The organism is Aeromonas sp. A600620, assembly GCF_029479985.1.
GTDB lineage: Bacteria > Pseudomonadota > Gammaproteobacteria > Enterobacterales > Aeromonadaceae > Aeromonas > Aeromonas veronii_A.
Genome location: NZ_JAAKXB010000006.1, coordinates 41,511 through 67,210 on the forward strand (window position 1 = coordinate 41,511; position 25,700 = coordinate 67,210).

Sequence of the window (25,700 nt, forward strand, 5' to 3'; positions counted from 1 at the left end):
GGCCCCTTGTCATTGGCTCATTGTTCCCCCAGCTTGAGCCGGGTGAGCGCCTCGACCCGGCGCCACTGTCCGGGTTCGAACCAGCGGGCCAGCAGCTCCTGTTGCTGTTCGGCCCGGGCCTCGTTCGGCAGTTGCCTGAGTTCGGCCAGAAAGCCGCTGAGCTGCTCCTCGAACCCTTGCCGGTTCTGCTCCAGCTGGCGCATCCGATCCACCGCTTCCGGCCCCCCCGTCTCCAGCAGCAGGGCATCCCGTTTGGCTGGCTCCATCTGTGCCAGCTCTTGCAACTCTTCAAGCAGACGGCTGTTGGCCTCCGCCTCGCGAAACCAGCCCGGTTGCTCCGCCAGCCAGAGATCCAGCTCGCTGGCCAGCTGCGACTTGTCGCTGTCTCTTGCCTCCGCCAGCGCCCTGCGGCGCAGGGTCAGCTGCTCCATCAGTCGATCCTCGGCAAACAGCTGGGCCTGCTCGGCCGGGGTAAAGCTCTGCTGGCGCAGCTGCTCCCGCTCGTCAAACAGGATCTGCAGGCTGGCGAGGGAGATCTCGGTGGGCACCGTCAGGCTGCTCTGGGCGGAGACAAAGGTGCGATAGCGCGCCTGCAGGGCATCGGCGGTCTCCTGCTCGGGATCGTGCGGGTGGCTCTGTGCATGCTGATTGGTTTGAGCCTGTGATGAGTCTGCCGTCGGTGCTGTGGGCCAGAGCAACACCCCGCCAAGCAGCAGGGTGATGGCGCAGGGCACGACGAGCAGGGTGGCGATCTTCATAGTCCCTGCTCCTTGAGACGGTTGGCATGCTGGCGATAGAGGGTGACCGGATCGGTCTCGAACAGATGGTGGATGCCGAATGACTGGTTCACTTCGTCCAGATGGTTCATCCGGTAGTCGGTGCCGATCACCTTGCCGAGGTGACTGCTGCAGACTCCGACCAGCCCGTCATTGGGCTCCTTGAAGAAGGCGCCGGTCAGCGCCAGCGCAGGATCCACCGGATCCAGCAGATTGGTCAGGTTGCCGCGCCCGCTCCAGGAGAAGTAGTAGACGCCGTTGCTGGCCTGCATCGGCCCCTCGCCGCAATAGCGGCTGGGCAGCCCCTCCGGGTAGCGCTGGTTGAACTGGCTGGCCCCCTTGCTAGTGAGGGCATCGAGGGCGGCGACCGGATCTTGCGGCAGCTGGCTCCCGCCCGAGAGCAGCGAAATCATGTCGGAGAGGGCGTGGGCTGCGGCGGCCGCCAGCTTCTCAGCGGCCGAGCCGGGGGCGGCATTGGCCCGCACCAGATCGGCAATCTCGGAGCCGTAGTTGACCCCGCCGACGCTGGTGGCGGAGGCGACCAGCTCGGGGGCGACCGAAGCGACATAGCGGATGGTGGGGCCGCCATGGGAGTGGCCGATCAGGTTGACCTTCTCGGCGCCGGTGGCGGCCAGCAGCAGTTCAATCTGGGCGAGCAACTGCTCCCCCCGCTGCTCGGAGCTGGCGGTAGCAGATACCTGAGCCACGTAGACCTTGGCGCCATCGCGGCTCAGGGCTTGCGGAATGCCGTAGAAGTAATCGACCCCGAGCAGCTTGTCGAAGCCGAACAGGCCGTGCACCAGCACTATGGGGTAGCGGGTCTGGGTGTATCCGCTGGCGTGTGCCAGCATGGGCAGGGTGCAGAGCAGCACCAGAAGCCATCTCTTCATCATCAGCATCCTTGTTGAATCGTGAGGAACAGATTGTGTGGCGTACTCCATGTTCGCCGGTGCCAGTATGGTGGCTGCTGACGGGAGAGGCTGTGAGGGGGATCGCAACTCGGGATTCAAAAGGGATTCAGGGTGCGGGCGGGGAGGCTGTGCTCCCCGCCCTGTGGCTTATTGCCACTCCACCAGGTGATACTGCTTCTTGCCCCGGCGCAGCAGCAGGTAGCGACCAAACAGCCGATCAGTGGCGCTCAGCTGATCATCTTGCTTGAGCACACCATTGAGACTGATGGCGCCCGCCGCCAGCAGCTCACGGGCGATACGCCTGGAGTTCGCCAGACCGCAGCTGACCAGCAGGCTGACCAGATCCGTCTCGCCGCTGACAGTGCTACACGGCATGCCATCCTGCGCCAGCTGTGCCAGATCGCTCTCGCCGAGGCGGGTCACGTCGCCGCTAAACAGCAGCTCGCTGATGCGCTGCACCGCAGCCAGCGCCGCCTTGCCGTGCACCAGCTCGGTCAGCTCGTTCGCCAACACCTGCTGGGCCTGCTTGCGCCCCTGCCGCTTCGCGTCTTCCGCCTCCAGTGCATCAATCTCGCTCAGCGACATAAAGCTGTAGTAGCGCAGGAAGCGGTAGACATCCTCATCCGCGGTGCCGAGCCAGAACTGGTAGAAGGCGTAAGGGGAGGTGAGCGCCGGATCGAGCCAGACCGCGCCCCCTTCGGTCTTGCCGAACTTGGTGCCGTCTGCCTTGGTGATGAGGGGCAGGGTCATGCCGTGCACCTGCGCCTGATGGAGGCGACGGGTCAGATCCATGCCGCTGGTGATATTGCCCCACTGGTCATTGCCGCCAATCTGCAGGGTGCAGCCGAGCCGCTGGTTGAGCACCGCAAAGTCGTAGGATTGCAGCAGGGCGTAAGAGAACTCGGTGAACGAGATGCCCTGATCCGGACGGGCCAGCCGCTGGCGCACCGATTCCCGCGCCAGCATGGCATTGACCGAGAAGTGCTTGCCGATATCCCGCAGAAAATCGAGGGCGGACATCTGCCCCATCCAGTCGCCATTGTTGACCAGTTGCGGGGCCGACAGGCCATCATCGGCGGGCAGCAGCGCCCTGATTTGGGCCGACAGGCTGGCGACCCAACCCTGCACGGTATCAGCACTGTTGAGGCTGCGCTCGGTCGCCTTGAAGCTGGGATCGCCGATAAGGCCGGTTGCCCCGCCCACCAGTGCCACCGGGGTGTGCCCAGCCAGCTGGAAGCGGCGCAGCATCAGCAGTGGCACCAGATGGCCGATATGCAGGCTGCCAGCGGTGGGATCGAACCCGCAATAGACGGTGCGCGGGGTGGCAAGATGATCGGCCAGGGCCGCCGGGTCGGAATTCTGGGCCACAAGGCCGCGCTCGGTCAGCTCATCGAGCAGGTGGGGGTTGATCATGGGTTCTCCAACAGCAGGGGGAAAAGCCGTCATCCTCGCCGTTCTGGCCGGTGGCGGATATGTCCCCTGAGGGACAGTTTTGCCACTCTCGTGCTAGCATTCAGCCATAGCGGGGAATCGCTCCCCGCCACCGGAAACGTGTCACCATGACCCAGCCGTTCACCACAGATGCCTTGACCCGCAGCATGACCGAGGTGGTCGATGCCCTGCACAGCAGCGCCTTTGCGGCGGCGCTGGTGCGGCTGATCCAGCAGCAGGTGGCGTTTGATTGCGCCCTGCTGCTCGGGGTGGGGCAGCGGCCCGTCTACCTCTACGACAACCTCAACCATCAGCGGGCTCTGCTGTTTGATCGCTACCTCACCAGCCACTTCAGTCAGGATCCCTTTATGCAGGCGCTGGAGCAGGGCTTGCCTGCCGGCGTCTGGACCCTGGCGCAGGTCTCCCAAGGGCGGCTTGATCCCGAATATCGCCACCACTTCTATCAGGCCACCGGCTGGCAGGAGGAGGTGGGGCTGATCCTGCCGGTGCGGGACGGACTGACGTTGATGCTGTTTCTGGGGCGACTCGACAAGCGCAGTACCCTCAGCCGTGACGAGCAGGCAAGGCTGGAGCAGCTGTTCCCGCTGGTGCATTCGCTCTGTCGTCAGCAGTGGCGGCGGAGCCAGCCGCTGTTGGCCCAGAGCACTGCGCTGCCAGACAGCGCCAGCCTCCGGAGTGCGGTGGAGCAGGCGATGGCGAGTGTCGGGGGCGATAGGCTTACCCGGCGCGAGCGGCAGGTGGCGGAGTTGCTGCTGCAGGGGCTGGATACGGAGGCGATTGCCGCGGAGCTCGGGATTGGCAGCGGTACGGTGAAGAATCACCGCAAGCACCTCTACGGCAAGTTGCGGCTCGGCTCGCGGGCCGAGCTGTTTCATCTCTTCCTCAACCATCTGATCACCACAGAGGGAAGAGGATGAACCGGGGTTACTCGATCTTCGGTAGCGGCTTATCGCTTTGGGGAAGGTTACTGAGCCGCTGGTAGCGTTCCATCAACTGCCGGTATTCGCTACCGAGACGAACCTGATCGAGGGCTTGTTGCAACCGGGCGACCTGCTGCCGATCCGCCCGCGGGTTGAAAGCAAAGCAGTTGTCCTGTTCCTCCAGCACTGCGACAGAGATGAAATCTTCCGCGGCAAATCCCAGAGCTTTCAGTTGATGGAATAACATCACCTCGTTGCCTGCTACCAGATCTGTACGGGCCATGATGAGCTGGCGTACCACCTGCTCCATGCGCTCCACCGCCATCATGTTGCCCGGGCTGATGCCGCGGTTGAGCAGTAACTGCTCCCCCACGTCAGCCTGCATTACCCCTACCTGCAGTTTGGCCAGATCCCCCTTGCCGGTCACTCTGGGGGCATCCTGTTTTCGTCCGACCAGCGTCACTCGCGAGTGGCTGATGGGGCAAACCCATAGGAAATGGGGATCACGCTCTTTGGTTCTGGCGGTGGTAAAAAGAACGGCCTCCGGTTGCTGGGTCAGCAGATACCAACCGCGGGCCCATGGCAGAAATTGGATCGGTTGCTCCGGCTCCCCCAGCTCGCGCCACATCAGCCGCAGCAGCTCAACTGCCAGCCCGATGGGCTTGCCCTCCTTGTCCAGCCCGTTGAGGGGCATGTTCTGCTCCGAGTAATAGATAAAGGCGGACCGTGCGGGGAAGCTGGTCAGCAGGAGCAGGGCGATAAGGGCCGCGAGCAGGGATCGCATGGCGCACTCCTTGTGCAGGGAATTACCTATCAGTCTATGTGTCCTTGGCCGGAAGTTCATAGTCGGGTCGCGGATACCGCGACAGGCCACCTTGCGGTGACCTGTCGGTTTATTTTAGCAGGGCCTCCATCTCCGCCTCTGCCTTGGCGCGAGCCTCGGCTTCTGCTGCTATGGCGGCATCGGTGGCGCTCTCTCCGGCCGTATGGGGAGCGGCACTGCTTACGGCCTGTTTGGCCGGAGCGGCAACGGCCTTTGTGGCCTCTTGCGTCGCGGTCGCAGCGGCGCTGCTGACAGCCTGTTTGGCAGGAACGGCAACAGCCTTGGTCGCTTCTTGGGTCGCGGTCGCAGCGGCACTGCTGACGGCTTGCTTGGCAGGAATGGCAACAGCCTTGGTGGCTTCTTGCGTCACGGTCGCCGCGGCATTGCTGACGGCTTGCTGGGCAGGAGCGGCAACGGCCTTGGTGGCTTCTTGCGTCGCGGTCGCAGCAGCGCTGCTGACGGCTTGCTTGGCAGGAACGGCAACAGCCTTGGTCGCTTCTTGAGTTGCAGTCGCAGCGGCACTGCTCACCGCTTGCTTGGCTGGCGCAGTGACTGCGGTGGTTGCACTACGGGTCAGATCAGTCGCGCTTTGGCTCACCGCTTGGGTAGCCTGCCCTGTGGCGTTGGCGGCTGCGCCGCTGATAGCCTGACTTGCGCTGTTGGTCAGCGAGCCGGTGACGCCGCGGGTCACTGTGCCCAGCGCGCTGCCAAGGGAGAAGGGGGAGGCGCCACTCTGACTGGTCGCTGCGCCAGTCAGGGCATTGGTCGCCGGGGTGAGCTGGCTGGCGGGGGTCTGCCAGCCCTGCATGGCGGTTGGCCAGGTCGGCGCCGTGCCCGCCAGATTTTCGCCGAAGGTCAGGGTGGTGCCATCCCCTTTTTGCAGCAATACCGACATCTGGTTGGTTTGCGAGTTCCACACCATCCCCGCCTGCTTGGCGATATCCGGCACCGGCGCATACTCGGAGACCACATAGAAAAGCGGCCCCTCCTGCTGTAACTTGTCGGCAGTCTTGAGCAGCTGCATGGTGCTGTCGTAATTGGGGCCAAGGATGGCGGTCATCCGATCCTTGATCAGGGGTTGTTCGAACAGATTGACCTCGTTCGGGTCAAAGCCGACCAGCGGCTTGAGCAGGGCCCACATCAGCTGGCTGGTGGGGCTCATCATCAGCAATGGAGCAACGCAGGCGGACAACATCAGGCTCAGGCAGGCAGCCTTGAGCAACGGCATGATACGCATTGGGATAATATCCAAATAACGATTTGATAAATAAGGTTATATTTTGTCAGGACGTGACAAATTCACCGGGAGTTTGCGCGTGGCAGCGAGAGACTGCCCGCAGGCGCTGGCAGGCTACCATATTGGTTCCACAATGCCAGCAGGCTGTATGATTATCCGTCAAGTAAACTCGGGGCCGGGTTGATTGCTGGAGTGGGCCTGAGAGTCTGGCGTTCCCCTGCGATGGTGCTGCCAGTGGCCACATGGCAGCAAAACCAGAAGAGGATTTCAGGGGGCCAGTGAGGCTTTTCTTGATCCAGCTAAAGACATGGACGTGATCCCTGTCGCATAATGCAGCTCCTTTCTACTCTTGGCTGGAACCTAAGAAATGGCTCGTCGCTCTTCCAATGCACAACGTCGTCGCAGTAGCTGGTGGTACAAACGCCTGTTGGCAAGGGAGCGGCAAGAGCGCGAAGCGCGTTCCGTCCGGGATTGATAAAGCATTGAAAAACGGAGCGTTTGCTCCGTTTTTTTCACCTATGAAACTGGCTGAATGGCTCAGTGTGCAGCCCTGTCTGCCGACAATAAATCACTCTGACCGTGCCGGTTGTATGGACTGATGCGATGGATGATGCATGATGGACGTTTCGAGAAGGAGCCTCATATGCAGATTACCATCCGTCATGCCGAATCCGCCGATGCCCCCGCCTTGCGGGATCTCTATGCCATGCCCAATGTCCAGGCGGGCACTTTGCACTTGCCTATGTCTCCCCTTAGCCAGTGGCAGAAGCGGTTGGAGAGTGACAGCGTGGTGGCACTGGTCGCCGATGTTGACGGCTTGCTGGTAGGCCAGCTCTCGCTGCTGGTTGAGCCCAATCCGAGACGCAAGCATGTGGCCTGTATCGGTATGGGGGTACGGGATGACTGGGCAGGCAAGGGGGGGCTCTGCCCTGATGGCTGCGGCGCTGGATCTGGCCGATAACTGGCTCAACCTGCACCGGATTGAGCTGACCGTCTATACCGACAATGAGGCCGCACAGGCGCTCTATCGCAAGTTCGGTTTCACGCAGGAGGGGCTGGCTCGTGACTATGCCTTCCGGCAAGGGCGCTATGTGGATGTGTTCTATATGGCCAGAGTTGCGGGGGGCGTCAGTCGCTAACGGCATGGTCGATTATCAGGCCAGATTGCGCCCGGTGATCCGGGCGCTGGAGCAGAATCCCGAGCTCTGCCTCAGTGAGGCGGCCAGTCTTGCGGCGCTCTCCAGCTATCACTTTCATCGGGTCTTTACCGCCGTCACCGGTGAAACCCCGACCGAGATGCAGCGCCGCCTGCGGTTGGAGCGGGCTGCTCGCTCTCTCTGCTACAGTCGCGACCCGATCACCGAGATTGCCTTCTCGGCCGGTTTTGCCAGCTCACAGGCCTTTGCCAAGGCGTTTCGCAAGCAGTTTGCCATGGCACCGGGGATGTTGCGCCGCCAGCCGTCACTCTTGCAACTGAGCAAGAATGGACACGCGGCTGCCCGGGTCTCTGATTATGCTGAAGGCCGTTCCAGTGAAAGGAGGCTACAGATGAAAACCGAACAGATGGCTGCGCGCACTCTGGCCTATATCCGGGTCACCGGCCCTTACGGCATAGGCTATGAGCCGGTGTGTGACCAGCTCTATCAATGGGCTGTCGGGTTGGGCTTGGCCGAAGGGGAGTGGATCTTCATCTACCACGACAACCCCGAAGTGACGGCTCCCCAGCAGTGCCGCACCGATATTTGCGTCACCGTGCCGGCGGGCACCAGGGGAAGTGGCAATGTGGAGATCCAGCAGCTGGCGGGCGGCCGCTATGGCCAGTCACGTTTTACCGTGACCGACCCGGCCCAGTACCCCGCACTCTGGCAGCAACATATCGGTGAGGTGGTAGCGGCCGGTTTCGAATTTGATGATCGACCCTGTTTCGAGCTCTATCACAGCTTCGATCCGGTGACCAAGGTTGCGGATGTGAGCTTTTGCTCCAGCCTAAAGGGTTAGGGCACAACAAGACGTAAGGGATGGTACAGAGCATCGCGCAGAAATTAGAGAGCCGGACAGTGTCCGGCTCTTTTGCATCTGGCGGTTGGGCGGCGGTTAGCGCTGGAACCCCTTCTGGGCGAACTTGGGGCGGGCGTTCATGATCTGCTCCACCTGTTCGTCGCTCATCTTGCCACGCGACAACCCGAGCACCTTGTAGGTGAGCAGCGGCCGGGCGGGCAGGGCAATCATCAGGGCACGGATCTGGTTCTCGTCATCCTTCTCCCGGGTCGGCTTGCCGTAGGCATAGGTGAGGACGCCGGCATCCATCAGGTTTTTGACGGCGGGCTCGGTGATCGGCAAGTTTATGACGCTTTTACGCTGCAGCACGAACTCGCGCAGCACCGCCTTCTCGTTGAAGTCGAGGAAGCCGATCATCTGGGCCAGCTGGTCCTGCTGACGGCGCGCCTGCCACTCTTCGCACGCCCACTCCCAGGCGATCAGGAAGCCTTGACTGCAGAAGTAGGAGATGGCGATCAGCATGCCGACCCCCAGCCAGGCCGCATGATCCGCAGCCCACTGGCTGACGGCCCCTTTCATCAGCCCGGCCGGAAACAGCAAAATGATGCTGCAACAGAGCAACAACCAGACCATTAGCCAATTGAGGCGGTTCAGTTGATAGAAATGTTGGATCCACCGTTTCATTGTTCATCCTTCCCAAACTGTTGTGGATAGTGAACTACCTACAGCAATCGGTGTGCCAACAGCGTAATGGCGCCGGGGAGGGGAGGCTGGCGATACATTTCCTTACAACTTATTGAATGAGTTATCAGTAATTTGCCTTGTGAGGCGGCGGTCGAGTTGCTAAAACGTCCCCTCAGTCATTGGGGAGTAGCAACCCGCCCGCATTCCGGGCCGGGCCCATGTCAACACTCTTGGATCCTCGTATCCATGGCATGGGCGGCGATAGGCACTATCGCTCTGCAAGACCTTTGGCCTCGATATGCACGCCAGCCGGGCGAGCCATGTCGGGTCCATTGGTTACTCTGCTCGCCTGGCGGTATCTATTATGTTGATTACCCTGCTGTTATTTCTCGTCTCTGCGGTCACCATCTACCTTGCCTGCGAATACTTCGTCAACGGCATCGAGTGGACCGGCCACCACTTCAAACTCTCCCAAAGCGCTACCGGCTCCCTGCTGGCTGCACTGGGTACGGCGCTGCCCGAGTGTATCGTGACCCTGACAGCTCTGCTGATGGGCAACACAACCGCCCAGCAGGAGATCGGCATTGGCGCCGCCCTTGGCGGGCCGCTGGTGTTGGCGACCATCGGCTATGCGGCAGTCGGCCTCACCCTGCTGCTTTGCATGGGGCGTACCGAACGGGCCATCGATGGCGAGGTGCAGCGCGAGATTGGGCGGGATCAGCGCTGGTTTATGGGGATCTTTCTGGTGGCGACCGCGCTGGGGCTGGTCGCCTTCACCGGCAAGAGCTGGCTGGCCCCGCTCTTCCTGCTGGTCTACCTCGTCTATGTAAGGCGCGAGCTGAAACAGAGTGACAGCCATGAGGTCGAGCTGCCGGAGCCCCTCAAGCTGGCTCCAAATGCCGGGATCCCGCCCCTTGGCAAGGTGCTGCTGCAGACACTGGCTGCACTGGTGGTGGTGGCGCTGGCGGCCCAGCTGTTTGTCCATCAGCTGGAGAGCATGGGCGAGCTTTTTGGCCTCTCGCCGGTGCTCGCGGCCCTGCTGTTGAGTCCGGTGGCGACCGAGATGCCGGAGCTGATGAACGTGCTGATCTGGGTGCGGCAGGGCAAGAACCGGCTGGCACTGGCCAATATCTCCGGGGCCATGATGATCCAGGGCACTATCCCCAAGGCGTTCTGCTTGCTCTTTACCCCTTGGTTGCTGGATGGCGCAATGATGGCCTCCTCGCTGGTGACGCTGTTGGCGGTGGGGTTGCTCTGGTGGGGGTTCAGAAAGGGAACCATGACCGCCGGACGGCTGGCGCTGGTCGGTCTGCTCTATCTCGGTTTTTGCAGTTGGCTGCTGGTGAGCTGAAACGGGAAGCGCGGATATGAAAAAGCCCCCTTGGCAGGGGGCTTTGTTGTATCGGTTGGGGCGGTGCTTACAGCGCGGCGATTTCGGCCTGCTGGGCTTCCAGCTTGGTCAGCTGGAGACGGTAATCTTCCAGCTTCTCACGCTCTTTGGCGATGACCGCTTCCGGCGCCTTGGCGACGAAGGCTTCGTTGCCAAGCTTGCCTTCGATACGGCCGCACTCGCCCACCAGGCGGGCAACCTCTTTGGCCAGACGGGCCAGCTCGGCATCCTTGTCGATGAGACCAGCCATCGGGATCATCAGCTCGGTGGCACCGATCAGCTTCTTCACTGACAGCGGGGCGGTTTCACCGTCCGCCAGTACGCGGATGGACTCCAGACGGGCCAGCGACTTGAGGAAGGCCTCATTGTCAGCGGCGCGCTGGGCATCCTTGGCATCGCACTGGAGCAGCACGTTGAGGGGCACGCTCGGGGCCACGTTCATCTCGGCACGGATGTTGCGGATGCTGACGATGAACTCCTTCACCCACTCCTGATCCGCCATCGCGGCTTCGTCCACCTTGGCGGCGTCGAACTCCGGGAAGGCCTGAATCATGATGGTGTCGGCGTGTACGCCGGCCAGCGGGGCGACCGATTTCCAGATGGTCTCGGTGATGAACGGGATGATCGGGTGCGCCAGACGCAGCAGGGTCTCGAGGACGCTGACGAGGGTGTGGCGGGCAGCGCGTTGATCGGCCTCGGAACCCTTGGTCAGCACTGGCTTAGTCAGCTCCAGATACCAGTCACAGAACTGGTTCCAGATAAATTCGTACAGCACGCCAGCCGCGATATCGAAGCGATAGGTATCGAGGGCGGTGCGGAAGTCACGGATGGCCACTTGCAGCTGGGACTGGATCCAGCGGTCCGCCAGACTGAACTGCATCTCGCCGCCGTTGAAGCCGCAATCCTGATCTTCGGTGTTCATCAGCACATAGCGGGAGGCGTTCCACAACTTGTTGCAGAAGTTGTTGTAGCCATCCAGGCGCTTCATGTCCCAGTTGATGTCACGACCGGTAGAGGCCAGCGCTGCCAGCGTGAAGCGCAGGGCGTCGGTACCGTGGGCATCGATCCCTTCCGGGAACTGCTTGGCGGTACGCTTGGCAATCTTCTCGGCCATCTGCGGCTGCATCATGTTGCCGGTGCGCTTCTCCAGCAGATCTTCCAGCGAGATGCCATCGATCATGTCGAGGGGGTCCAGCACGTTGCCCTTGGACTTGGACATCTTCTGGCCTTCTTCGTCACGGATAAGGCCGGTGATGTAGACGGTCTTGAACGGGACTTGCGGCTGGCCGTTTTCGTCCTTGATGAAGTGCATGGTCATCATGATCATCCGGGCAATCCAGAAGAAGATGATGTCGAAGCCGCTCATCAGCACGTCGGTCGGGTGGAAGGTCTTGAGTGCCTCGGTGTTGTTCGGCCAGCCCAAGGTGGAGAAGGTCCACAGAGCGGAGCTGAACCAGGTGTCGAGCACATCTTCGTCCTGACGCAGTACGGTTACGGTCGGGATGCTGTGCTTGGCGCGCACTTCATCTTCGCTGCGGCCAACGTAGACGTTGCCGGCGTCGTCATACCATGCCGGGATGCGGTGACCCCACCACAGCTGACGGGAGACGCACCAGTCCTGAATGTCGCGCATCCAGGAGAAGTACATGTTTTCGTACTGCTTCGGCACGAACTGGATGCGGCCATCTTCCACCGCCTCGATGGCGGTCTTGGCCATCGGAGCCACGCGCACGTACCACTGGTCGGTCAGCATCGGCTCGATGGGCACGCCACCGCGATCGCCGTACGGCTGTTGCAGTATGTGATCCTTGATCTCGTCCAGCAGACCCAGCTCTTCGAGCTTGGCCAGAATCGCCTTGCGGGCGGCGAAGCGCTCCAGACCGGCGAACTCGGCCGGCAGGGCAGCGTCATAGGCGGTGCTCGGGTTGCCGTGGGTATCGACCACTTCGGCCTCGGCACGCACGTGGGCGTCCAGAGTGAAGATGTTGATCATCGGCAGGCTGTGGCGCTTGCCCACTTCGTTATCGTTGAAGTCGTGGGCAGGGGTGATCTTCACGCAACCGGTGCCCTTCTCCATGTCGGCGTGTTCGTCGGCAACGATGGGGATCAGACGGTTCACCAGCGGCAGCAGGATGTGCTGGCCGATCAGCGCCTTGTAGCGCGGGTCTTCCGGGTTCACGGCCACGGCGGTATCGCCCAGCATGGTCTCCGGACGGGTGGTGGCGACGATCAGGTAATCCTTGCCTTCGGCAGTCTTGGCTCCATTGGCAAGCGGATAGCGCAGGTGCCACATGTGGCCCTTGATCTCGCGGTTTTCCACTTCCAGATCGGAGATGGCGGTGTTGAGTTTCGGATCCCAGTTCACCAGACGCTTGCCGCGGTACATCAGGCCATCTTCGTAAAGACGAACGAACACTTCCTGCACGGCGGCGGAGAGACCCTCATCCATGGTGAAGCGCTCGCGCTCCCAATCTACGGAGTCGCCCAGACGGCGCATCTGGCGGGTGATGGTGCCACCGGACTCTTCCTTCCACTGCCAAATCTTGTCGATGAAGGCATCACGGCCGTAATCGTGGCGAGTCTTGCCCTCTTCTGCGGCGATCTTGCGCTCAACCACCATCTGGGTGGCGATACCGGCGTGGTCGGTACCTGCCTGCCACAGGGTGTTCTTGCCCTGCATGCGGTTGTAGCGGATCAGGGTATCCATCAGGGTTTGCTGGAAGGCGTGACCCATGTGCAGGCTGCCGGTGACGTTCGGCGGCGGGATCATGATGCAGAAGGAGTCTTTGCTGGTGTCGCCGTGGGGCTTGAAGTAACCCTGGGCTTCCCAGTGCTGATAGAGCGCCTGTTCGATGGCGTTGTGATTAAAAGTCTTTTCCATGGTCTCGCCGTAATCTGGATGGATGGATTCTGGTGTTGATTCGTCGTGGATCACAGGCGGCGCAGTCAGGGCTGCGCCGGATCCGGTGCGGCAAGGACGGGCTGATCCCTCATTTCGAGGGTATGGCCTGCCTGGCGATAGTGCTTGTAGCGCTCGCGGGCTTGCTGCTTTTGTGTTTCGTCAGTGGGGACAAAATCTACCACTTGAGCGAAGTGTCCTGCAAACAAAGGTGTCGCAGTGGCCAGATTGATGAGGCGGGCGTAGCGCCGTTTCGGTGGCTGATAGCCGATCTCCACCGGGGCCATGCCGCTTTCGCCTTGCAGCTGGTGCGGCACGAAGCGCTCCGGCGGCAGTTGCCACAACAGCTCGTCCAGACGCAGAGCCTGGGCCTCATCGTTGCAGAACAGGTAGATATGGCCCGCACCCCACGACTCGGCCGCAAGAGTGCAGGCCAGTCGCTCGACCGCAGAGGCCTGCGCGTCATCCTGTTCGCTCATCAGGTAAAAGGTCACTTGGCTCATCAGGTTGATCCCGTTTTGCGGTGACGGACTGTTGACCGCCTCATGAGGCTGACGGGGCGTTTCCCGTCCGCAGCTCACTGATTCAAGAATGAAACAAGGAAGAGGCGGGCCTCTTCCTTGTTGTTCAGGGTAACGCCAACCCTTCCGATGCAGCCATCGGCAGGGGCCGGAGAGTTACTCTTTCTCTTCGATATCCACGCCAGCCCGGTTCAGCAGGAACTGGGTCAGCAGGGGCACCGGACGACCGGTAGAGCCTTTGTCCTTGCCACTCTTCCAGGCAGTCCCGGCGATATCCAGGTGGGCCCAGTTGTACTTCTTGGTGAAGCGTGACAGGAAGGCGGCTGCGGTGATGGTGCCGGCCGGACGACCGCCGATGTTGGCCATGTCGGCGAACGGGCTGTCGATCTGCTCCTGATACTCGTCAAACAGCGGCAGACGCCAGGCGCGATCACCCGCCTGTTCGGAGGCGTTGAGCAGCTCGTGGGCCAGCGGGTTGTGGTTGGCCAGCAGACCCGAGGTGTGGTGACCCAACGCGATGACGCAGGCACCGGTCAGGGTCGCCACGTCGATGACGGTTTCCGGATCGAAGCGGTCCACATAGGTCAGCGCATCACACAGCACCAGACGACCTTCCGCATCGGTGTTGAGCACTTCGATGGTCTGGCCGGACATGGAGGTGAGGATGTCACCCGGACGATAGGCGTTGCCACCCGGCATGTTTTCACAGCCAGCCAGTACGCCGATGACGTTGATCGGCAGTTGCAGCTGTGCCAGCGCATGCATGGTACCGAGCACGGAGGCGGCGCCACCCATGTCGTACTTCATCTCGTCCATGCCGTCAGCCGGCTTGATGGAGATGCCGCCGGAGTCGAAGGTCAGACCCTTGCCGACCAGCACGATGGGCTTGGCATCCGGATGACCCTTGTATTCGATGATGGCCATCATGGCTTCGTTATCGGAGCCGCGGGCCACCGCCAGATAGGAGTTCATGCCGAGTTCGGCCATCTCCTGCTCGCCCACCACCTTGGTGGTGATGTTGTCGTAGGCATCGGCCAGACGACGGGCCTGGGAAGCCAGATAGGCCGGGTTGCAGACGTTGGGCGGCATGTTCGCCACGTCGCGGCAGACCCGCACACCCTTGGCCACGGCCAGACCGTGAGCGATGGCTTTTTCACCAATGGTCAGTTCCCGACGCGTCGGCACGTTGAATACCAGCTTGCGCAGCGGGCGACGTGGCTCGGCCTTGTTGGTCTTGAACTGATCGAAGCTGTAGAGGCCCGCCTTGGTGGTTTCTACCGCCTGGCGCACCTTCCAATAGGTATCCCGACCCTTGACGTGCAGCTCGGTGAGGAAGCAGACCGCTTCCATGGAGCCGGTTTCGTTCAGGGTGGTGATGGTCTTGTTGATGATCTGCTTGTACTGGCGTTCGTCGAGTTCCCGCTCCTTGCCGCATCCGACCAGCAGTACGCGCTCGCTGAGCACGCCCGGTACTTGATGCAGCAGCAGCATCTGGCCTGGTTTCCCTTCCAGGTCGCCACGGCGCAGCAGCGAACTGATATAGCCATCGCTGATCTTGTCCAGTTGTTCGGCAACCGGAGAGAGGCGACGAGGCTCAAATACGCCGACTACGACGCAGGCGCTCCGTTGCTTCTCTGGACTGCCACTCTTTACACTGAACTCCATGGAATCTCCTACATCCTAAAGACAAAAGGCACCTTTTATTGAATAATGCGGTGCTTGTTGGGGTATCAGAGGCGGAGCGAACAGCCACAGGCTCCGCAGTTCAAACTGGTAAAAATCCAATATACGGCCCTATTTTTCAGGCATTCGACTAAAAACACAAGTTTACTTGGGAATGACTGTGATCGTTTTCCGATATTTGTTCAGGGAAACCCTGAAAACCCAGCTGGCAGTGTTATTCGTATTGCTGCTTATCTTTGTCAGCCAACAATTTATCAAGATCATCGGTGACGCCGCCGATGGCGAGGTGCCGACACGTCTGGTCTCCACCCTGCTGCTGCTCAACTTGCCCAATATGGCGTTGTTGATGCTGCCTATCAGTCTCTTTTTAGCCATTTTGTTTGCCCATGGTCGCCTCTACGCCGAAAGCGAGATGACGGTGATGCATGCGGTCGGCTTCAGCCACCGTTTCGTGATGCGCAGCGCCATGTTGCTGGCCTTGCTGACGGCGGTGGTCGCGGCGTTCAACACCGGTTGGATCGCCCCGCAAGCCAAGGAGCGCGAGTATCAGGTGATCGACGAGTTCAAGTCGGATCCGGGTATCTCCTTCCTGCAGGCGGGCCGCTTTATGGAGCTCGACAAGGGGCGTCTGGTTGCCTATATCCAGGATTTGAACGACAACGGTTCAAAACTGCAAAAGATCTTCGTGCTGCAGCGGGCGGAGGGGAACAATCCTCCCTCGGTGGTGGTGGCGACCGAAGGGGTGGTGACGGTCGATGAGAACGGCCTGCAGTGGCTGACTCTGATGGATGGTTCCCGCTACGAAGGGAACTTCTCCGGCAAACAGTTCCAGATCTCCGATTTTCGCGAATATGGTCTGGTGATCCGCCAGCAGGAGATGGAGCGTTCCAACCGCAAGGCGGCGGCCAAGCCGACCATGGAACTGTTCGGTACCCAGGACAACGCCATGATGGCGGAATTGCAGTGGCGTATCTCGCTGCCCCTCTCCATTCCGGTGCTGACCCTGCTGGTGGTACCGCTGGCGCGGGTCAATCCCCGTCAGGGGCGCTACGCCAAGCTGTTGCCGGCCATCATGCTCTATCTCTCCTACTTCCTGCTGCTCAGCGCCGCCCGTTCGGCCATTGACAGCGGTCGGCTGCCCTACTGGCCGGGGATGTTCCTGGTGCCGCTCGGTTACCTGCTGTTTATCGGCCTGCCCCTCAATCTGCAGGGCACCAGCTGGTGGAACGGGGTGAAAGGGCGCTATTTCAACAGAAAATCAGCATGATGCTGCAACATAGGAACTTCTGCTGATGTTTGGCATTCTCGATAGATATATCGGTAGGGTCATTTTCATGTCGATCCTGCTGTGTGAAATCACGCTGGTTGGCCTGGCGGCGCTCATCAAGTATGTGGAGCAGCTCAAGTCGGTCGGTGACGGCAATTACGACATGATCAACGCCCTCTACTATGTGCTGCTCTCCATGCCCAAGGAGGCGGTGCTCTTCTTCCCGCTGGCCGCGCTGCTGGGTGGCCTGATTGGTCTGGGTCAGCTGGCGACCAGCTCCGAGCTGGTGGTGATGCAGGCAGCGGGTCGCTCCAAGATCAGTATTGTAATGGCGGCGCTCAAGACGGCGATCCCGCTGATGATCATGGTGGGGCTGATGGGGGAGTATGTGGCCCCCATCGCCAAGCGGATGGCAGATGACATCAAGGCGGGGGCGCTGTCCGAAGGTCGTCTGACGGTTTCCGCCTACGGGGTGTGGGCTCGCGATGGCAATAACTTCGTCAATATCAACGGGGTGCGTAACGATGGCGCCCTCACCGGCATCACCCTCTATCGCTTCACCCCCGAGCGCAAGCTGATCGACGTGGTGCAGGCACGGGAGGGGGTATTTGAAAGGCATCACTGGCTGCTCAAGCAGACGCAGGTTACCCGCTTCGACGACCCGGCTCAGATCCGCAGTGAAGAGCACGACAAGATGGAGTGGAGCTCAGAGTTGACGCCCAAACAGCTGGGGGTGGTGAGTATCGACCCCGAGAACCTCTCGGTCTCCGGTCTGCTCGACTACATCGGCTATCTCGATGCCAACAAGCAGGATGCCGGTCGATACAAGTTGGAGATGTGGCGCAAACTGCTGTCACCGCTCTCGGTGGTGGCGATGATCCTGCTGGCATCCTCCTTCATCTTCGGCCCGCTACGCTCGGTGAGCATGGGGGCGCGGATGCTGATGGGGATCATGACCGGCTTCGCCGTCTATGTGAGCGATCGGGTGTTTGGCCCCATCAGTCTGGTCTATGCGGTACCGCCGATTCTGGCGGCTATCGCGCCCAGCTTGCTGTTTGGCGGCATCTCCTTCTACATCCTCAGCCGCAAGCAGTAATCCGCACGAGATTATGAGGAAATGCAAAGAGGGCACCTGTTGGTGCCCTCTTTCGTTGCTGCATTGATCCGGGATTACTTGTTCAACAATTCCAGATTTTCCTGCTTGCTCAGCACGATCACTTCGCACTCGGCCCAGATATCCTGAAACGCCCGTGGGCGCTGGCGGTTGAACAGGCACATCAGGTTGCCCAGACCAAAGGCGGCGGTAGCGAGACGGATCAACGCCTGGGTAACGCGGATGTGGCTGCCATCTTCGTTCTGAATGCGCAGCCGCCAGGCGCGCATGCCGACGGTCTGGCCAGCACGGGTCCAGAACCAGGTGTAGAAACCGCAGATGACGAAGGCAAGCCACAGGGTGTAGATCAGGCTCAGGTGGTGGCGGGTCAGCAACCAGACGGTATCTTCACCCGCTGGTACGCTGGCCATGCCGGTGACCAGCAACAGCTTGGCGACACCCATGCCGATGAAGCCAGCGATGATCAGCAGCGAAGTCACCACCAGCGCATCATAGATGAGGGCGCCGAGGCGACGCATCAGACCCGCTGACGGGTATGGCTGAGTGGCGGGAGAGGGGGATTTTTGTTGGACTTTTTTAGGCTTGGCCATCGTTTTTATTCCATTAAGATGATGGCGGCATTCTATGTAACTGGCCCCGCATCGGCAAGGCGTTGAATAAATGAACAAACGGGAGTGTTCAATCGAAAAACACCTTGCATGGCATCGCGCCATTCGTATAATCCATCGCAGTTGCCCGGGTGGCGAAATCGGTAGACGCAGCGGATTCAAAATCCGCCGGTGAATAACCGTGTCGGTTCGAGTCCGACCCCGGGCACCATCAAATTCATGACAAAAGGCCATCAGCAATGATGGCCTTTTGTTTTTTTGGCGTTTCTGCGCATTGGCAGCGTTGCTGCTGAGCAGGCAGTACTTCCCGTTACCTCTTGGTATCCCTTCTCTTTTCCCGCTCTCCGTTATTTCCTTTCCTTGATATAGCCGCTGACAGCATCACCGCCAGCGGTCTGTTTCTATTGCGTTTTTTTTTCCAAACCTTGCTGCATCAGAACATGGTTGCCGTGCTATCCCAGCAGGGCAAACAGCAGGGTACCGAGGGCACCTGCGAGCGTCAGTGCTATGATGGCTCTAGGTGTGCCGTGCAGCTTGGTCCACATAAACAGGCTGGTGAGGGCCAGCAGCAGCAGGGCCAGGGCGGCGATATCGCCAAACAGCTGCCAGCCGAGGCCGGTACCCATGCCGCGGTGCAGCCGGTTGAGGCTGGCGGCAAAGTTGGCTTGCTGCAGGTCGGTATGTACCAGCAGAGTGCCCTCGACATAGCTGGCGGCCACGCTCTGGCTGAGGGTGACGCCGCGCATCTCCCACTTGGCGGGTAGGGTGAGCTGGCCGTTCGGGGTGGGCAGTGTCTGGGCCGGGGTGATCATGGTTCGCCCGTCGGCAAAGGTATCGGGATAGCGCTGTTGCAGCAGGCTTTTCAGCTGCTCCGGGCTGGCGAGCGGCGCCTTGAGCACTATCTCTTCACTCGATTTGTCGGTGTGGGGGCCGGGAATGGGCAACACGGCACGGTGTTGCAGCCAGAGACCGGTGATGCCGTACATCAGCATCAGGGCGAGGGTAAAAAAGCCGGCCCAGGCATGGAGGCGGCGTACCCATTTGTTGTTGTGAAGGGGAACTCTTCTGCGTTTCATCGTGGTTGCTTCATAAAAAACTGGCCAGCAAGAGCTGGCCAGTCGGGGTGGTTGTCACAAAGTTCAGAAACGGTAGGTACCGGTCAGGCTCAGCTGACGGGGTGTACCCGGCATGATCTGGTTGGCACTGGTGGCGCTGACGAAGTACTCGTGGTCGGTCAGGTTCTCGGCGCTCAGCTCGGCTTCCCACTGTTGCCAGCGATAACCGGCGCGCGCATCGAAGCGGGCGTAACCGGGCAGTGTGGTGGTGTTGGCGTTGTCGGCAAAGCGATCGCCCACCGCCGTCACGCCGGTTTCACCGAACCAGCCCTGCTCACCACTCTTGTAGCCGAGATAGAACTGGCCATTCTGGCGGGAGACGTTCATCGGGCGCTTGCCCTGCAGATCCGCATCCGCCTTGACCTGCTCCGCATCCTGAATGGCGAAGCCGCCACGCAGATAGATCTCGTCGGTCAGCTCGGCGCGGGCGCTCAGTTCGACCCCTTCGGTACGCTGCAGGCCGGTGAGGATCACCTTGGTGGGATCCAGCGGATCCTTGGTGCGCTTGTTGTACATCTCCAGTCGATAGAGGGAGAGAGTGGTCGCCAGCTTGCCGTTCAGCCAGTCACTCTTCACCCCACCTTCGTAGAGGCGGGTGTGCTGGGGTTCCAGCCCGTTGTTTTTGTCGCCCGGGGTGATGCCGATCAGCTCGCCGCCCACCGGAGTGAAGGTCTTGCTGTAGGAGGTGTAGAAGGCGTGATCCTCGAGGGGATTCCACACCAGACCGAGGCGCGGGCTCAGGCTGTTGACCGAGACGCTCTCCTCCTTGTTGAGGTCGTAGCGGCGACTGGTGACGGTGAAGTCGTCACGGCGCAGCCCGCCCACCAGATGCCAGTCACCCAGGCTGAGCTGATCCTGCAGATAGAGGCCATTGCCGCGCACCTTGTGTTTGGCGTCGCTGGAGAGCTTCATGGCGCCATTGTAGGTAGGCAGTGAGCCCGGGTCGTAGAGGTTGCCGGACGGGATGGCGGTGGCGTTCTGGTAGAGCTTGGGTGTGCGCTCCTGCCAGTTCTGCTCGAAGCCGGCCAGCAGGCGATGTTCCACCGGGCCGGTCTGGAACAGACCTTCTGCCTCGGTGTTGCTGATCAGGTTCTTCGCTTTCAGATCCTGCTGCCAGCGGGAGCGGGTCACCTGATCCCCTTTGACGCTGGTGACATAGGTGTTGTCAAACTGGCTGTCGAGGGTGGAGTAACCGAGCTGCTGGCGCAACTGCCACTGATCGTTGATATCCCAGGAGAGGCGTGAGCGGGTGGATTGTGCCACGTCATCGATGAAGTCGCGGCTGGTATCGCTGTAGACATACTCTCGCGGCACATCGGCCGGACGGCCATTGACCCCGGGAATGCCGCGATCCGGGGTGCGGTCATGTTCGTTGCGCTCGTACTGCACCAGCCAGTTGAGGTTGTCGCTGATCTCCCAGTTGGCGGAGGGGGCCAGCAGGGTGCGCTTGCTCTTCACGCCGTTGCGGAAGCTATCTTTGTCCTCTTGCGCCATGTTGAGGCGCAGTTGCACCTGCTCACTCGCCTCGCCATTGAGGTCGGCGGCCAGTCGCTGACTGTCAAAGCTGCCGACCCGGGCGGTGACGCTGGACTCCTGCCCTTTTTGCGGCTTCTTGCTGACCCGGTTGACGATGCCCCCCGTGCTACCGCGGCCGTAGAGCACGGCAGCCGGGCCCTTGAGCACTTCCACCCGCTCGATGTTGCCGAGATCCCGGGTGTACTGCATGTCGTCGCGGAATCCGTCGAGATAGAAGTCGTTGCTGGCGCTGAAGCCGCGGATATTGACCCCGTCGAAGCGGGTATCACCGCTTGCGTTGACCCCGGGAATGCCGCTCAGGGCTTCACTCAGCGTAGGTTGGCCGAAGGCGGTCAGCTCGCTGACCTTGACGCTGTCGATGGTCTGGGGAACCAGCTTGGCTGGCGTATTGGTACGGGTTGCGGTGGCAACTTCCTGATGCTGGGAGCGTTTGCCAACCACAGTCATGGTTTCATCGGTGGCCTGGGCAGTGAAGCCGGTGCCCAGCAGTGCCAGCGAGACCAGCGTTCTGCGAAAGTGAGGGTGCTGCATATTCAATATTGACTCTTTGGATGTCGACCTGACGGCTCGAACATATTGATTTAATTATAATTAGCCTGACCCGCTTAAGCGGGATGCCAATGATATTGATTTTCATTTGTCTGGCAAGGTGAAAATGGAGGGGGCTTTGGGTGCGTGTTGTGTGGTCGGCAGAGCTCGGCTGAAAAGCAGAGCCATTACAGCAAACCGCGAGAACGAAGCGAGGGAAAAGGGCGTAGCGGAAGAAAAAGGTGCGAAATGTGAAGCGATATCCAGCCCGATAGGACGGGCCGGATATCGGACTCAGCGAGTGCTCAGCAGTCGGCGGGTGAGGGGGATAGTCGCCAGCAGGCGATAGACCAGCAGAGACGATCCCAGCAGCAGCGGCACCTTGGCGATCTCCCACAGGATGGATGCGGCCTGCGGGCCAAACACGAAGAGCCAGACCACCAGCATCATGTGCAGGCAGTAGATCCCGAGCACTTTGGGGGCCTGACGTTCAAGCCAGCTGCCCTTGCCCCACTCGGGGTTGGCCAGCAGCAGTCCAAACAGGCCGAGAGCCCAGGGAAGGGAGCCGAGCAGGAAGTCGTGGCGGGTGAGCGGCACTGCGGCAAAGTGCTGCAGCGCCCAGGCTTCACAGCCATAGAGCGTCACGCCCGCCAGCAGCAGTTGCCAGCCGGTGCGGGCATCGGGCTGCCACTGACGCTGGCGCAACAGGGCCCCGAGCGCCACAAACAGCAGGGAGAAGAAGGGGCCGTTACGGGTGAGCAGTGGCCACTCGGCGCCCAGCAGCGGCTTGGCATAGGAGCCCCCCAGCAGCGCCAGCAGGTAGAGGCCAAGACCCAGCCAGATGGCGAGCGATGGTCTGCCAAGCCGGTAACAGAGTGCCAGCAGGGCTACCGCCATGACCAGGGCTGGCAGGAACCAGAGGTGGATCATGCCGCCCACCAGCCAGCCATTGAGGGGGTCGCCGAGCTGGAATTGCCACTGCCCGCGCAGGGAGGCCAGATAGCCTTGCTGTACGGCATCCAGCGGATTGAACGGCACCAGCAGGTAGACCAGACTCCATACCAGCCAGAGCAGCAGCAAGGGGTGGCAGTAGCGCCAGGCCACGGTCAGCGGCGCTTCGCGGCTCAGTCTCGGCTGCAGAAAGTAACCGGCACAGAGGAAAAACAGCGGCACGGCAAAGCGGCATAACTGGTTGATGGTGCCGCTCAGCCAGAGCCAGGATCCACTTCCCCACAGGGCGGGATTGAACGGATTGGCGAAGGGGGATACGTGAATGGTCATCACGGCCAGAATGGCCAGTACCCGCCCGCACTCGATACTGGAAATACGCATGGTGGCTCGTCGTTACAGGGGTTGTGATGGCACGCTAAAATTCTCGCTGCTAGGTTACAACCAATTGATTCTATTAGTGTGAATTACGCTGTTGAGTAGTTACATTTTGTAACGGGATGGTGGAAGGTGTTACCTGTAACGGGAGCGGGCTCCCGTTTTTTGGGCGCGCTCATGCAGATAAAAAAGCGAGGCGGGCGCCTCGCTTGGTTGGGGATCTCGAGCTTACTGGTGAGTCAGCATGCTGCTCTGGTTGGCGGCCAGGGTGGTTCTGCCCGAGCTCTCCAGCCAGGTTTTGATCCGCTTGGCGTCGGCGACCCGATCGTTGGTGGTCTCGGCATTGAGCAACACCATGATCACCGGCTCACGATTGACCTTGGTGCCCAGCACCAGACAGCGGCCCGCTTCACGGATATAGCCGGTCTTGGAGAGGGTGAACTCCCATTGCCCTTCGCGGATCAGCCGGTTGGAGTTGAGGTAGTGCAGCTGACGCTTGTTGGTGCGCACATAACTCTGCTCGTCGGTGGAGTACTGGCGGATCAGCGGATAGGAGGCCGCTGCGGCGGCGAGCTTGGCGAGATCCTGCGCGGTGGAGACATTGCGCGGGTTGAGCCCGGTGCTGTCTGCATAGTGGGTATTCCACATCCCCAGCATGCGGGCTTTGGCGTTCATCGCCTCGACAAAGGCGCGCTGACCGCCGGGATAGTGGCGGGCCAGTGCCGAGGCGGCACGGTTTTCAGAGGACATCAGGGCGATATGGAGCATTTCGGCGCGGCTGAGCCTGGAACCTATGGCCAGGCGCGAGCCGGTTCCCTTGATGCGGTCGATGTCGGCATTGGTCACGGTGAGCATTTCGTTGAGGCGCAGGTTGGCATCCAGCACTACCAGCGCCGTCATCAGCTTGGTGAGTGAGGCGATGGGCATTACCCGGTTGCCGTTGCGCTCGGAGATCACCTCGCCGGTTCTGTGGTTGGCCACCACGAAGGCAGCCGAGCTGAGGTTGGGCACATCCCGTCGCTCGAGAAAGCCGCTGCTGCTCTTGCTGCTGGCGGAAAAGGGGTTGGCATGGGCACTGTCCATAGTGGCCGGCAGCATTACTGCGCCAAGCAACAGGGGAAGGAGGGAACGCATCATCATGATCAGCTCTACCGGACGAAATACAGGGATATCTCGCTAAGTTATATGTCGTGAACTGGCGCTTCACAATCATTCTCACCTTGATATTGATAATTTACGGCGTTGAGCGTGCTCTGACGGCGAGGAGAGCGTAAAAGAGGTCTCCATAGAGTCTTTTTTGCATTGAAACTATGGACTGGCCGTGATGGCGAGCGGAAGCCGGCGCTAAAAAAATCGGGACCAGAACGGTCCCGATTGGCATGGAGCATTGCCTGCCGGTTAGTGGGCATCTTCCTGCTTGATCTTGAAGCGCATGGCGATCACAACGAACAGCAGCGGGCCAATGATGGTCCAGACGCCGGTGGAGATATCGCCGGAGATAAAGGGGGCGACCACGGTAAAGACGTTGCCGAAGGCGACCAGGATCAGGCTGATGATGGTGGCAAGCAGTACCGAGCCCGCGCTCTTGAAGAAGATCAGGTCCTTGCCCAGCGCCGGGTTGTTGCGATAGCGATACCAGGCGTAGATGAGGAACATGTAGGGCAGGGTCATGCCGACGTTGGTCATGGTGATGATCAGCTCGTAGAGGGCGGCGGCCCCTTCCGGGTTGATCAGGGTAAAGATGGACTTGGCGGCAATGAACAGACAGACCACCCAGGCTTGCACCTTGAGGGCTTCAATGCGCACGCCATTCTCGTTCTCGCGCTGGAAACGCTCCGGCCAGAAGTAGCTCGGGGTGCCGGTGATGAACTGGCGCAGTGGCGCGTATGAGAGGGCGATAAAGGCGCCCAGATAGCTCAGGAACATGCCAAGGCCAGCAAAGCGCATGAACACCTGTCCCAGCCACTCGCCACCGAGATGGCGCCCCAGCTCCAACATGATGATGAAGAGGGCGGAGAGAGAGGTGATCCCCTCGGCCGGGAAGTCGCTCCAGCGCATGATTGAGCCGACCGCCAGAAAGCCGATGATGTAGCAGAGTACGATGAAGGCGCCGGAGAGGAAGATGCCGCGCTTGAGGTCACGCTCGGGATCTTCCAGCTCGTCAGCCACCCCGGCCATCGCCTCGACCCCGCCGTAGGCGAAGATGGCGAACACCATAAAGCCGAGGAAGGGGATGATGTCGTTGAACGCGGCATTGGGAGACGCCGTCAGCGATGCCTGGGTGAAGGGCTCCTGCAGAGTCATGCCGCTCACCGCGAAGGTGAAGACGCCACCGACCAGCAGCAACACGTTGAGTGCCACCACGGAGAGACCGCCGATAGCCGCCACTTTGGCGAAGCGGGCGCTGCCCAGGGTGATGAGCTTGGTGACGGTGGCAACCAGTGCGATGGCGACTACGCCCAGAATAAAGGGGCCAAAGTCGATGCCGGTGCCCAGGGTGACCGGGATGACGGTGATGTCGCGGCCAAACAGCATGAAGGAGAGGGGCACCCACATGGAGAGCGCCTTGCCAAACATCCAGATGACGTAGGAGGCGAACCACATGGTCAGACCGATAAAGGCGAATCGGGTCGAGACCGAGTGGCGCATCCAGGTAAAGATGCCGCCTGCCTCTTTGCGAAAGCCGGTGCCGAATTCGATCATCATCAAAATGAACGGGATGAAGAAGAACAGACCGCCGATCACGAACATCGGAATGGCGGCATATCCCATTCGGTAAAAACCGATCCCGATATTAGTGACGCCAAATACCGATGTTAATATCATCAATATAAAGGCGCCCAATTTCAGCTTTTTTGCTGACATATTAAAAACTCCCTGATGGTGCTGGATTTAAAATAATCAAAAATTAA

20 protein-coding genes, 1 tRNA gene, 1 pseudogene and 1 riboswitch are annotated in these 25,700 nt (G+C 60.6%); of the genes and pseudogenes, 7 read left to right on the plus strand and 15 right to left on the minus strand.

The window, feature by feature from the left end:
- Positions 1–17: 17 nt before the first annotated feature.
- From G5533_RS09520 to tyrS, 3 genes are all read right to left on the minus strand, one after another.
- Positions 18–758 (minus strand): lipase secretion chaperone, encoded by a 741-nt coding sequence (locus G5533_RS09520; protein WP_441254731.1) that lies wholly within the window; start codon positions 756–758, stop codon positions 18–20.
- Positions 755–1,666, minus strand: coding sequence for a lipase family alpha/beta hydrolase (locus tag G5533_RS09525; protein ID WP_441254732.1), 912 nt, complete (start codon positions 1,664–1,666; stop codon positions 755–757). The genes G5533_RS09520 and G5533_RS09525 overlap by 4 nt, the downstream gene beginning before the upstream one ends.
- Positions 1,667–1,834: 168 nt before the next feature.
- Positions 1,835–3,100: a tyrosine--tRNA ligase gene (tyrS, locus tag G5533_RS09530; protein WP_441254733.1), complete on the minus strand. Its 1,266-nt coding sequence runs from the start codon at positions 3,098–3,100 to the stop codon at positions 1,835–1,837.
- Positions 3,101–3,246: 146 nt separating this feature from the next.
- Here tyrS and G5533_RS09535 point away from each other — a divergent pair, with 146 nt between their 5' ends.
- Positions 3,247–4,056 carry a helix-turn-helix transcriptional regulator gene (locus G5533_RS09535; RefSeq protein WP_441254734.1) on the plus strand — a complete coding sequence of 270 codons (810 nt, stop codon included), beginning with the start codon at positions 3,247–3,249 and terminating at the stop codon, positions 4,054–4,056.
- A 7-nt stretch (positions 4,057–4,063) separates the two neighbouring features.
- Here G5533_RS09535 and G5533_RS09540 read toward each other — a convergent pair whose 3' ends face one another.
- Together G5533_RS09540 and G5533_RS09545 are read right to left on the minus strand one after the other, a co-directional pair.
- Complete coding sequence (locus G5533_RS09540) at positions 4,064–4,843, minus strand: substrate-binding periplasmic protein (RefSeq protein WP_216952698.1); 780 nt, start codon at positions 4,841–4,843, stop codon at positions 4,064–4,066.
- 109 nt (positions 4,844–4,952) lie between these two features.
- Positions 4,953–6,119 carry a hypothetical protein gene (locus G5533_RS09545; protein ID WP_441254735.1) on the minus strand — a complete coding sequence of 389 codons (1,167 nt, stop codon included), beginning with the start codon at positions 6,117–6,119 and terminating at the stop codon, positions 4,953–4,955.
- Between the two features lie 643 nt (positions 6,120–6,762).
- Between G5533_RS09545 and G5533_RS09550 the strand changes: the two are divergent.
- Together G5533_RS09550 and G5533_RS09555 are read left to right on the plus strand one after the other, a co-directional pair.
- A pseudogene (locus tag G5533_RS09550) lies at positions 6,763–7,258 on the plus strand (GNAT family N-acetyltransferase).
- Positions 7,259–7,262: 4 nt separating this feature from the next.
- A complete protein-coding gene (locus G5533_RS09555; RefSeq protein WP_216954490.1) occupies positions 7,263–8,117 on the plus strand; it encodes an AraC family transcriptional regulator in 855 nt (284 codons plus the stop codon).
- A gap of 96 nt (positions 8,118–8,213) precedes the next feature.
- Here G5533_RS09555 and G5533_RS09560 read toward each other — a convergent pair whose 3' ends face one another.
- A complete protein-coding gene (locus G5533_RS09560; protein ID WP_005336432.1) occupies positions 8,214–8,801 on the minus strand; it encodes a superinfection exclusion B family protein in 588 nt (195 codons plus the stop codon).
- A 169-nt stretch (positions 8,802–8,970) separates the two neighbouring features.
- A riboswitch (yybP-ykoY riboswitch) is annotated at positions 8,971–9,078 on the plus strand.
- A gap of 87 nt (positions 9,079–9,165) precedes the next feature.
- Here G5533_RS09560 and G5533_RS09565 point away from each other — a divergent pair.
- Complete coding sequence (locus G5533_RS09565) at positions 9,166–10,152, plus strand: sodium:calcium antiporter (RefSeq protein WP_421255058.1); 987 nt, start codon at positions 9,166–9,168, stop codon at positions 10,150–10,152.
- Between the two features lie 67 nt (positions 10,153–10,219).
- Here the strand turns inward: G5533_RS09565 and G5533_RS09570 are convergent, their stop codons facing one another.
- The 3 genes from G5533_RS09570 to pepA form a co-directional block, all read right to left on the minus strand.
- Complete coding sequence (locus G5533_RS09570) at positions 10,220–13,072, minus strand: valine--tRNA ligase (RefSeq protein ID WP_421255059.1); 2,853 nt, start codon at positions 13,070–13,072, stop codon at positions 10,220–10,222.
- A 65-nt stretch (positions 13,073–13,137) separates the two neighbouring features.
- Positions 13,138–13,593 carry a DNA polymerase III subunit chi gene (locus G5533_RS09575; protein WP_040068777.1) on the minus strand — a complete coding sequence of 152 codons (456 nt, stop codon included), beginning with the start codon at positions 13,591–13,593 and terminating at the stop codon, positions 13,138–13,140.
- Positions 13,594–13,767: 174 nt separating this feature from the next.
- Positions 13,768–15,276, minus strand: a complete 1,509-nt coding sequence (gene pepA / locus G5533_RS09580; RefSeq protein WP_005336423.1) for a leucyl aminopeptidase — start codon at positions 15,274–15,276, stop codon at positions 13,768–13,770.
- 172 nt (positions 15,277–15,448) lie between these two features.
- Here pepA and lptF point away from each other — a divergent pair, with 172 nt between their 5' ends.
- Entirely contained in the window at positions 15,449–16,561 is a 1,113-nt protein-coding gene (gene lptF / locus G5533_RS09585) for an LPS export ABC transporter permease LptF (RefSeq protein WP_005356742.1), read from the plus strand.
- 25 nt (positions 16,562–16,586) lie between these two features.
- Positions 16,587–17,657 (plus strand): LPS export ABC transporter permease LptG, encoded by a 1,071-nt coding sequence (gene lptG / locus G5533_RS09590; RefSeq protein WP_421255060.1) that lies wholly within the window; start codon positions 16,587–16,589, stop codon positions 17,655–17,657.
- 74 nt (positions 17,658–17,731) lie between these two features.
- Here the strand turns inward: lptG and G5533_RS09595 are convergent, their stop codons facing one another.
- Positions 17,732–18,265, minus strand: coding sequence for an RDD family protein (locus G5533_RS09595; RefSeq protein WP_042053459.1), 534 nt, complete (start codon positions 18,263–18,265; stop codon positions 17,732–17,734).
- Positions 18,266–18,408: 143 nt separating this feature from the next.
- Here G5533_RS09595 and G5533_RS09600 point away from each other — a divergent pair.
- A tRNA-Leu gene (locus tag G5533_RS09600) sits at positions 18,409–18,494 on the plus strand.
- A gap of 241 nt (positions 18,495–18,735) precedes the next feature.
- Here G5533_RS09600 and G5533_RS09605 read toward each other — a convergent pair.
- The 5 genes from G5533_RS09605 to yjeM form a co-directional block, all read right to left on the minus strand.
- On the minus strand, positions 18,736–19,401 hold the full coding sequence (locus G5533_RS09605; RefSeq protein WP_421255098.1) for a PepSY-associated TM helix domain-containing protein: 666 nt from the start codon (positions 19,399–19,401) through the stop codon (positions 18,736–18,738).
- A 21-nt stretch (positions 19,402–19,422) separates the two neighbouring features.
- Positions 19,423–21,465, minus strand: coding sequence for a TonB-dependent receptor (locus G5533_RS09610; RefSeq protein WP_421255061.1), 2,043 nt, complete (start codon positions 21,463–21,465; stop codon positions 19,423–19,425).
- A 291-nt stretch (positions 21,466–21,756) separates the two neighbouring features.
- Positions 21,757–22,794 (minus strand): acyltransferase, encoded by a 1,038-nt coding sequence (locus G5533_RS09615; protein WP_227341551.1) that lies wholly within the window; start codon positions 22,792–22,794, stop codon positions 21,757–21,759.
- Between the two features lie 222 nt (positions 22,795–23,016).
- Complete coding sequence (pbpG, locus tag G5533_RS09620; protein ID WP_042053464.1) at positions 23,017–23,928, minus strand: D-alanyl-D-alanine endopeptidase; 912 nt, start codon at positions 23,926–23,928, stop codon at positions 23,017–23,019.
- Positions 23,929–24,186: 258 nt separating this feature from the next.
- Positions 24,187–25,653, minus strand: a complete 1,467-nt coding sequence (gene yjeM / locus G5533_RS09625) for a glutamate/gamma-aminobutyrate family transporter YjeM (protein ID WP_042053465.1) — start codon at positions 25,651–25,653, stop codon at positions 24,187–24,189.
- Positions 25,654–25,700 lie beyond the last annotated feature (47 nt).

Excerpts from the sequence above, each read along its gene's own strand:
- G5533_RS09595 (WP_042053459.1), bottom strand. The coding sequence starts at position 18,265 with ATGGCCAAGCCTAAAAAAGTCCAACAAAAATCCCCCTCTCCCGCCACT.
- G5533_RS09520 (WP_441254731.1), bottom strand. The coding sequence starts at position 758 with ATGAAGATCGCCACCCTGCTCGTCGTGCCCTGCGCCATCACCCTGCTG.
- G5533_RS09615 (WP_227341551.1), bottom strand. The coding sequence starts at position 22,794 with ATGCGTATTTCCAGTATCGAGTGCGGGCGGGTACTGGCCATTCTGGCC.
- G5533_RS09570 (WP_421255059.1), bottom strand. The coding sequence starts at position 13,072 with ATGGAAAAGACTTTTAATCACAACGCCATCGAACAGGCGCTCTATCAG.
- G5533_RS09560 (WP_005336432.1), bottom strand. The coding sequence starts at position 8,801 with ATGAAACGGTGGATCCAACATTTCTATCAACTGAACCGCCTCAATTGG.
- G5533_RS09565 (WP_421255058.1), top strand. The coding sequence starts at position 9,166 with ATGTTGATTACCCTGCTGTTATTTCTCGTCTCTGCGGTCACCATCTAC.
- yjeM (WP_042053465.1), bottom strand. The coding sequence starts at position 25,653 with ATGTCAGCAAAAAAGCTGAAATTGGGCGCCTTTATATTGATGATATTA.
- lptF (WP_005356742.1), top strand. The coding sequence starts at position 15,449 with ATGACTGTGATCGTTTTCCGATATTTGTTCAGGGAAACCCTGAAAACC.
- G5533_RS09610 (WP_421255061.1), bottom strand. The coding sequence starts at position 21,465 with ATGCAGCACCCTCACTTTCGCAGAACGCTGGTCTCGCTGGCACTGCTG.
- G5533_RS09535 (WP_441254734.1), top strand. The coding sequence starts at position 3,247 with ATGACCCAGCCGTTCACCACAGATGCCTTGACCCGCAGCATGACCGAG.
- lptG (WP_421255060.1), top strand. The coding sequence starts at position 16,587 with ATGTTTGGCATTCTCGATAGATATATCGGTAGGGTCATTTTCATGTCG.
- G5533_RS09545 (WP_441254735.1), bottom strand. The coding sequence starts at position 6,119 with ATGCGTATCATGCCGTTGCTCAAGGCTGCCTGCCTGAGCCTGATGTTG.
- G5533_RS09555 (WP_216954490.1), top strand. The coding sequence starts at position 7,263 with ATGGTCGATTATCAGGCCAGATTGCGCCCGGTGATCCGGGCGCTGGAG.
- pbpG (WP_042053464.1), bottom strand. The coding sequence starts at position 23,928 with ATGATGATGCGTTCCCTCCTTCCCCTGTTGCTTGGCGCAGTAATGCTG.
- G5533_RS09525 (WP_441254732.1), bottom strand. The coding sequence starts at position 1,666 with ATGAAGAGATGGCTTCTGGTGCTGCTCTGCACCCTGCCCATGCTGGCA.
- pepA (WP_005336423.1), bottom strand. The coding sequence starts at position 15,276 with ATGGAGTTCAGTGTAAAGAGTGGCAGTCCAGAGAAGCAACGGAGCGCC.
- tyrS (WP_441254733.1), bottom strand. The coding sequence starts at position 3,100 with ATGATCAACCCCCACCTGCTCGATGAGCTGACCGAGCGCGGCCTTGTG.
- G5533_RS09540 (WP_216952698.1), bottom strand. The coding sequence starts at position 4,843 with ATGCGATCCCTGCTCGCGGCCCTTATCGCCCTGCTCCTGCTGACCAGC.
- G5533_RS09575 (WP_040068777.1), bottom strand. The coding sequence starts at position 13,593 with ATGAGCCAAGTGACCTTTTACCTGATGAGCGAACAGGATGACGCGCAG.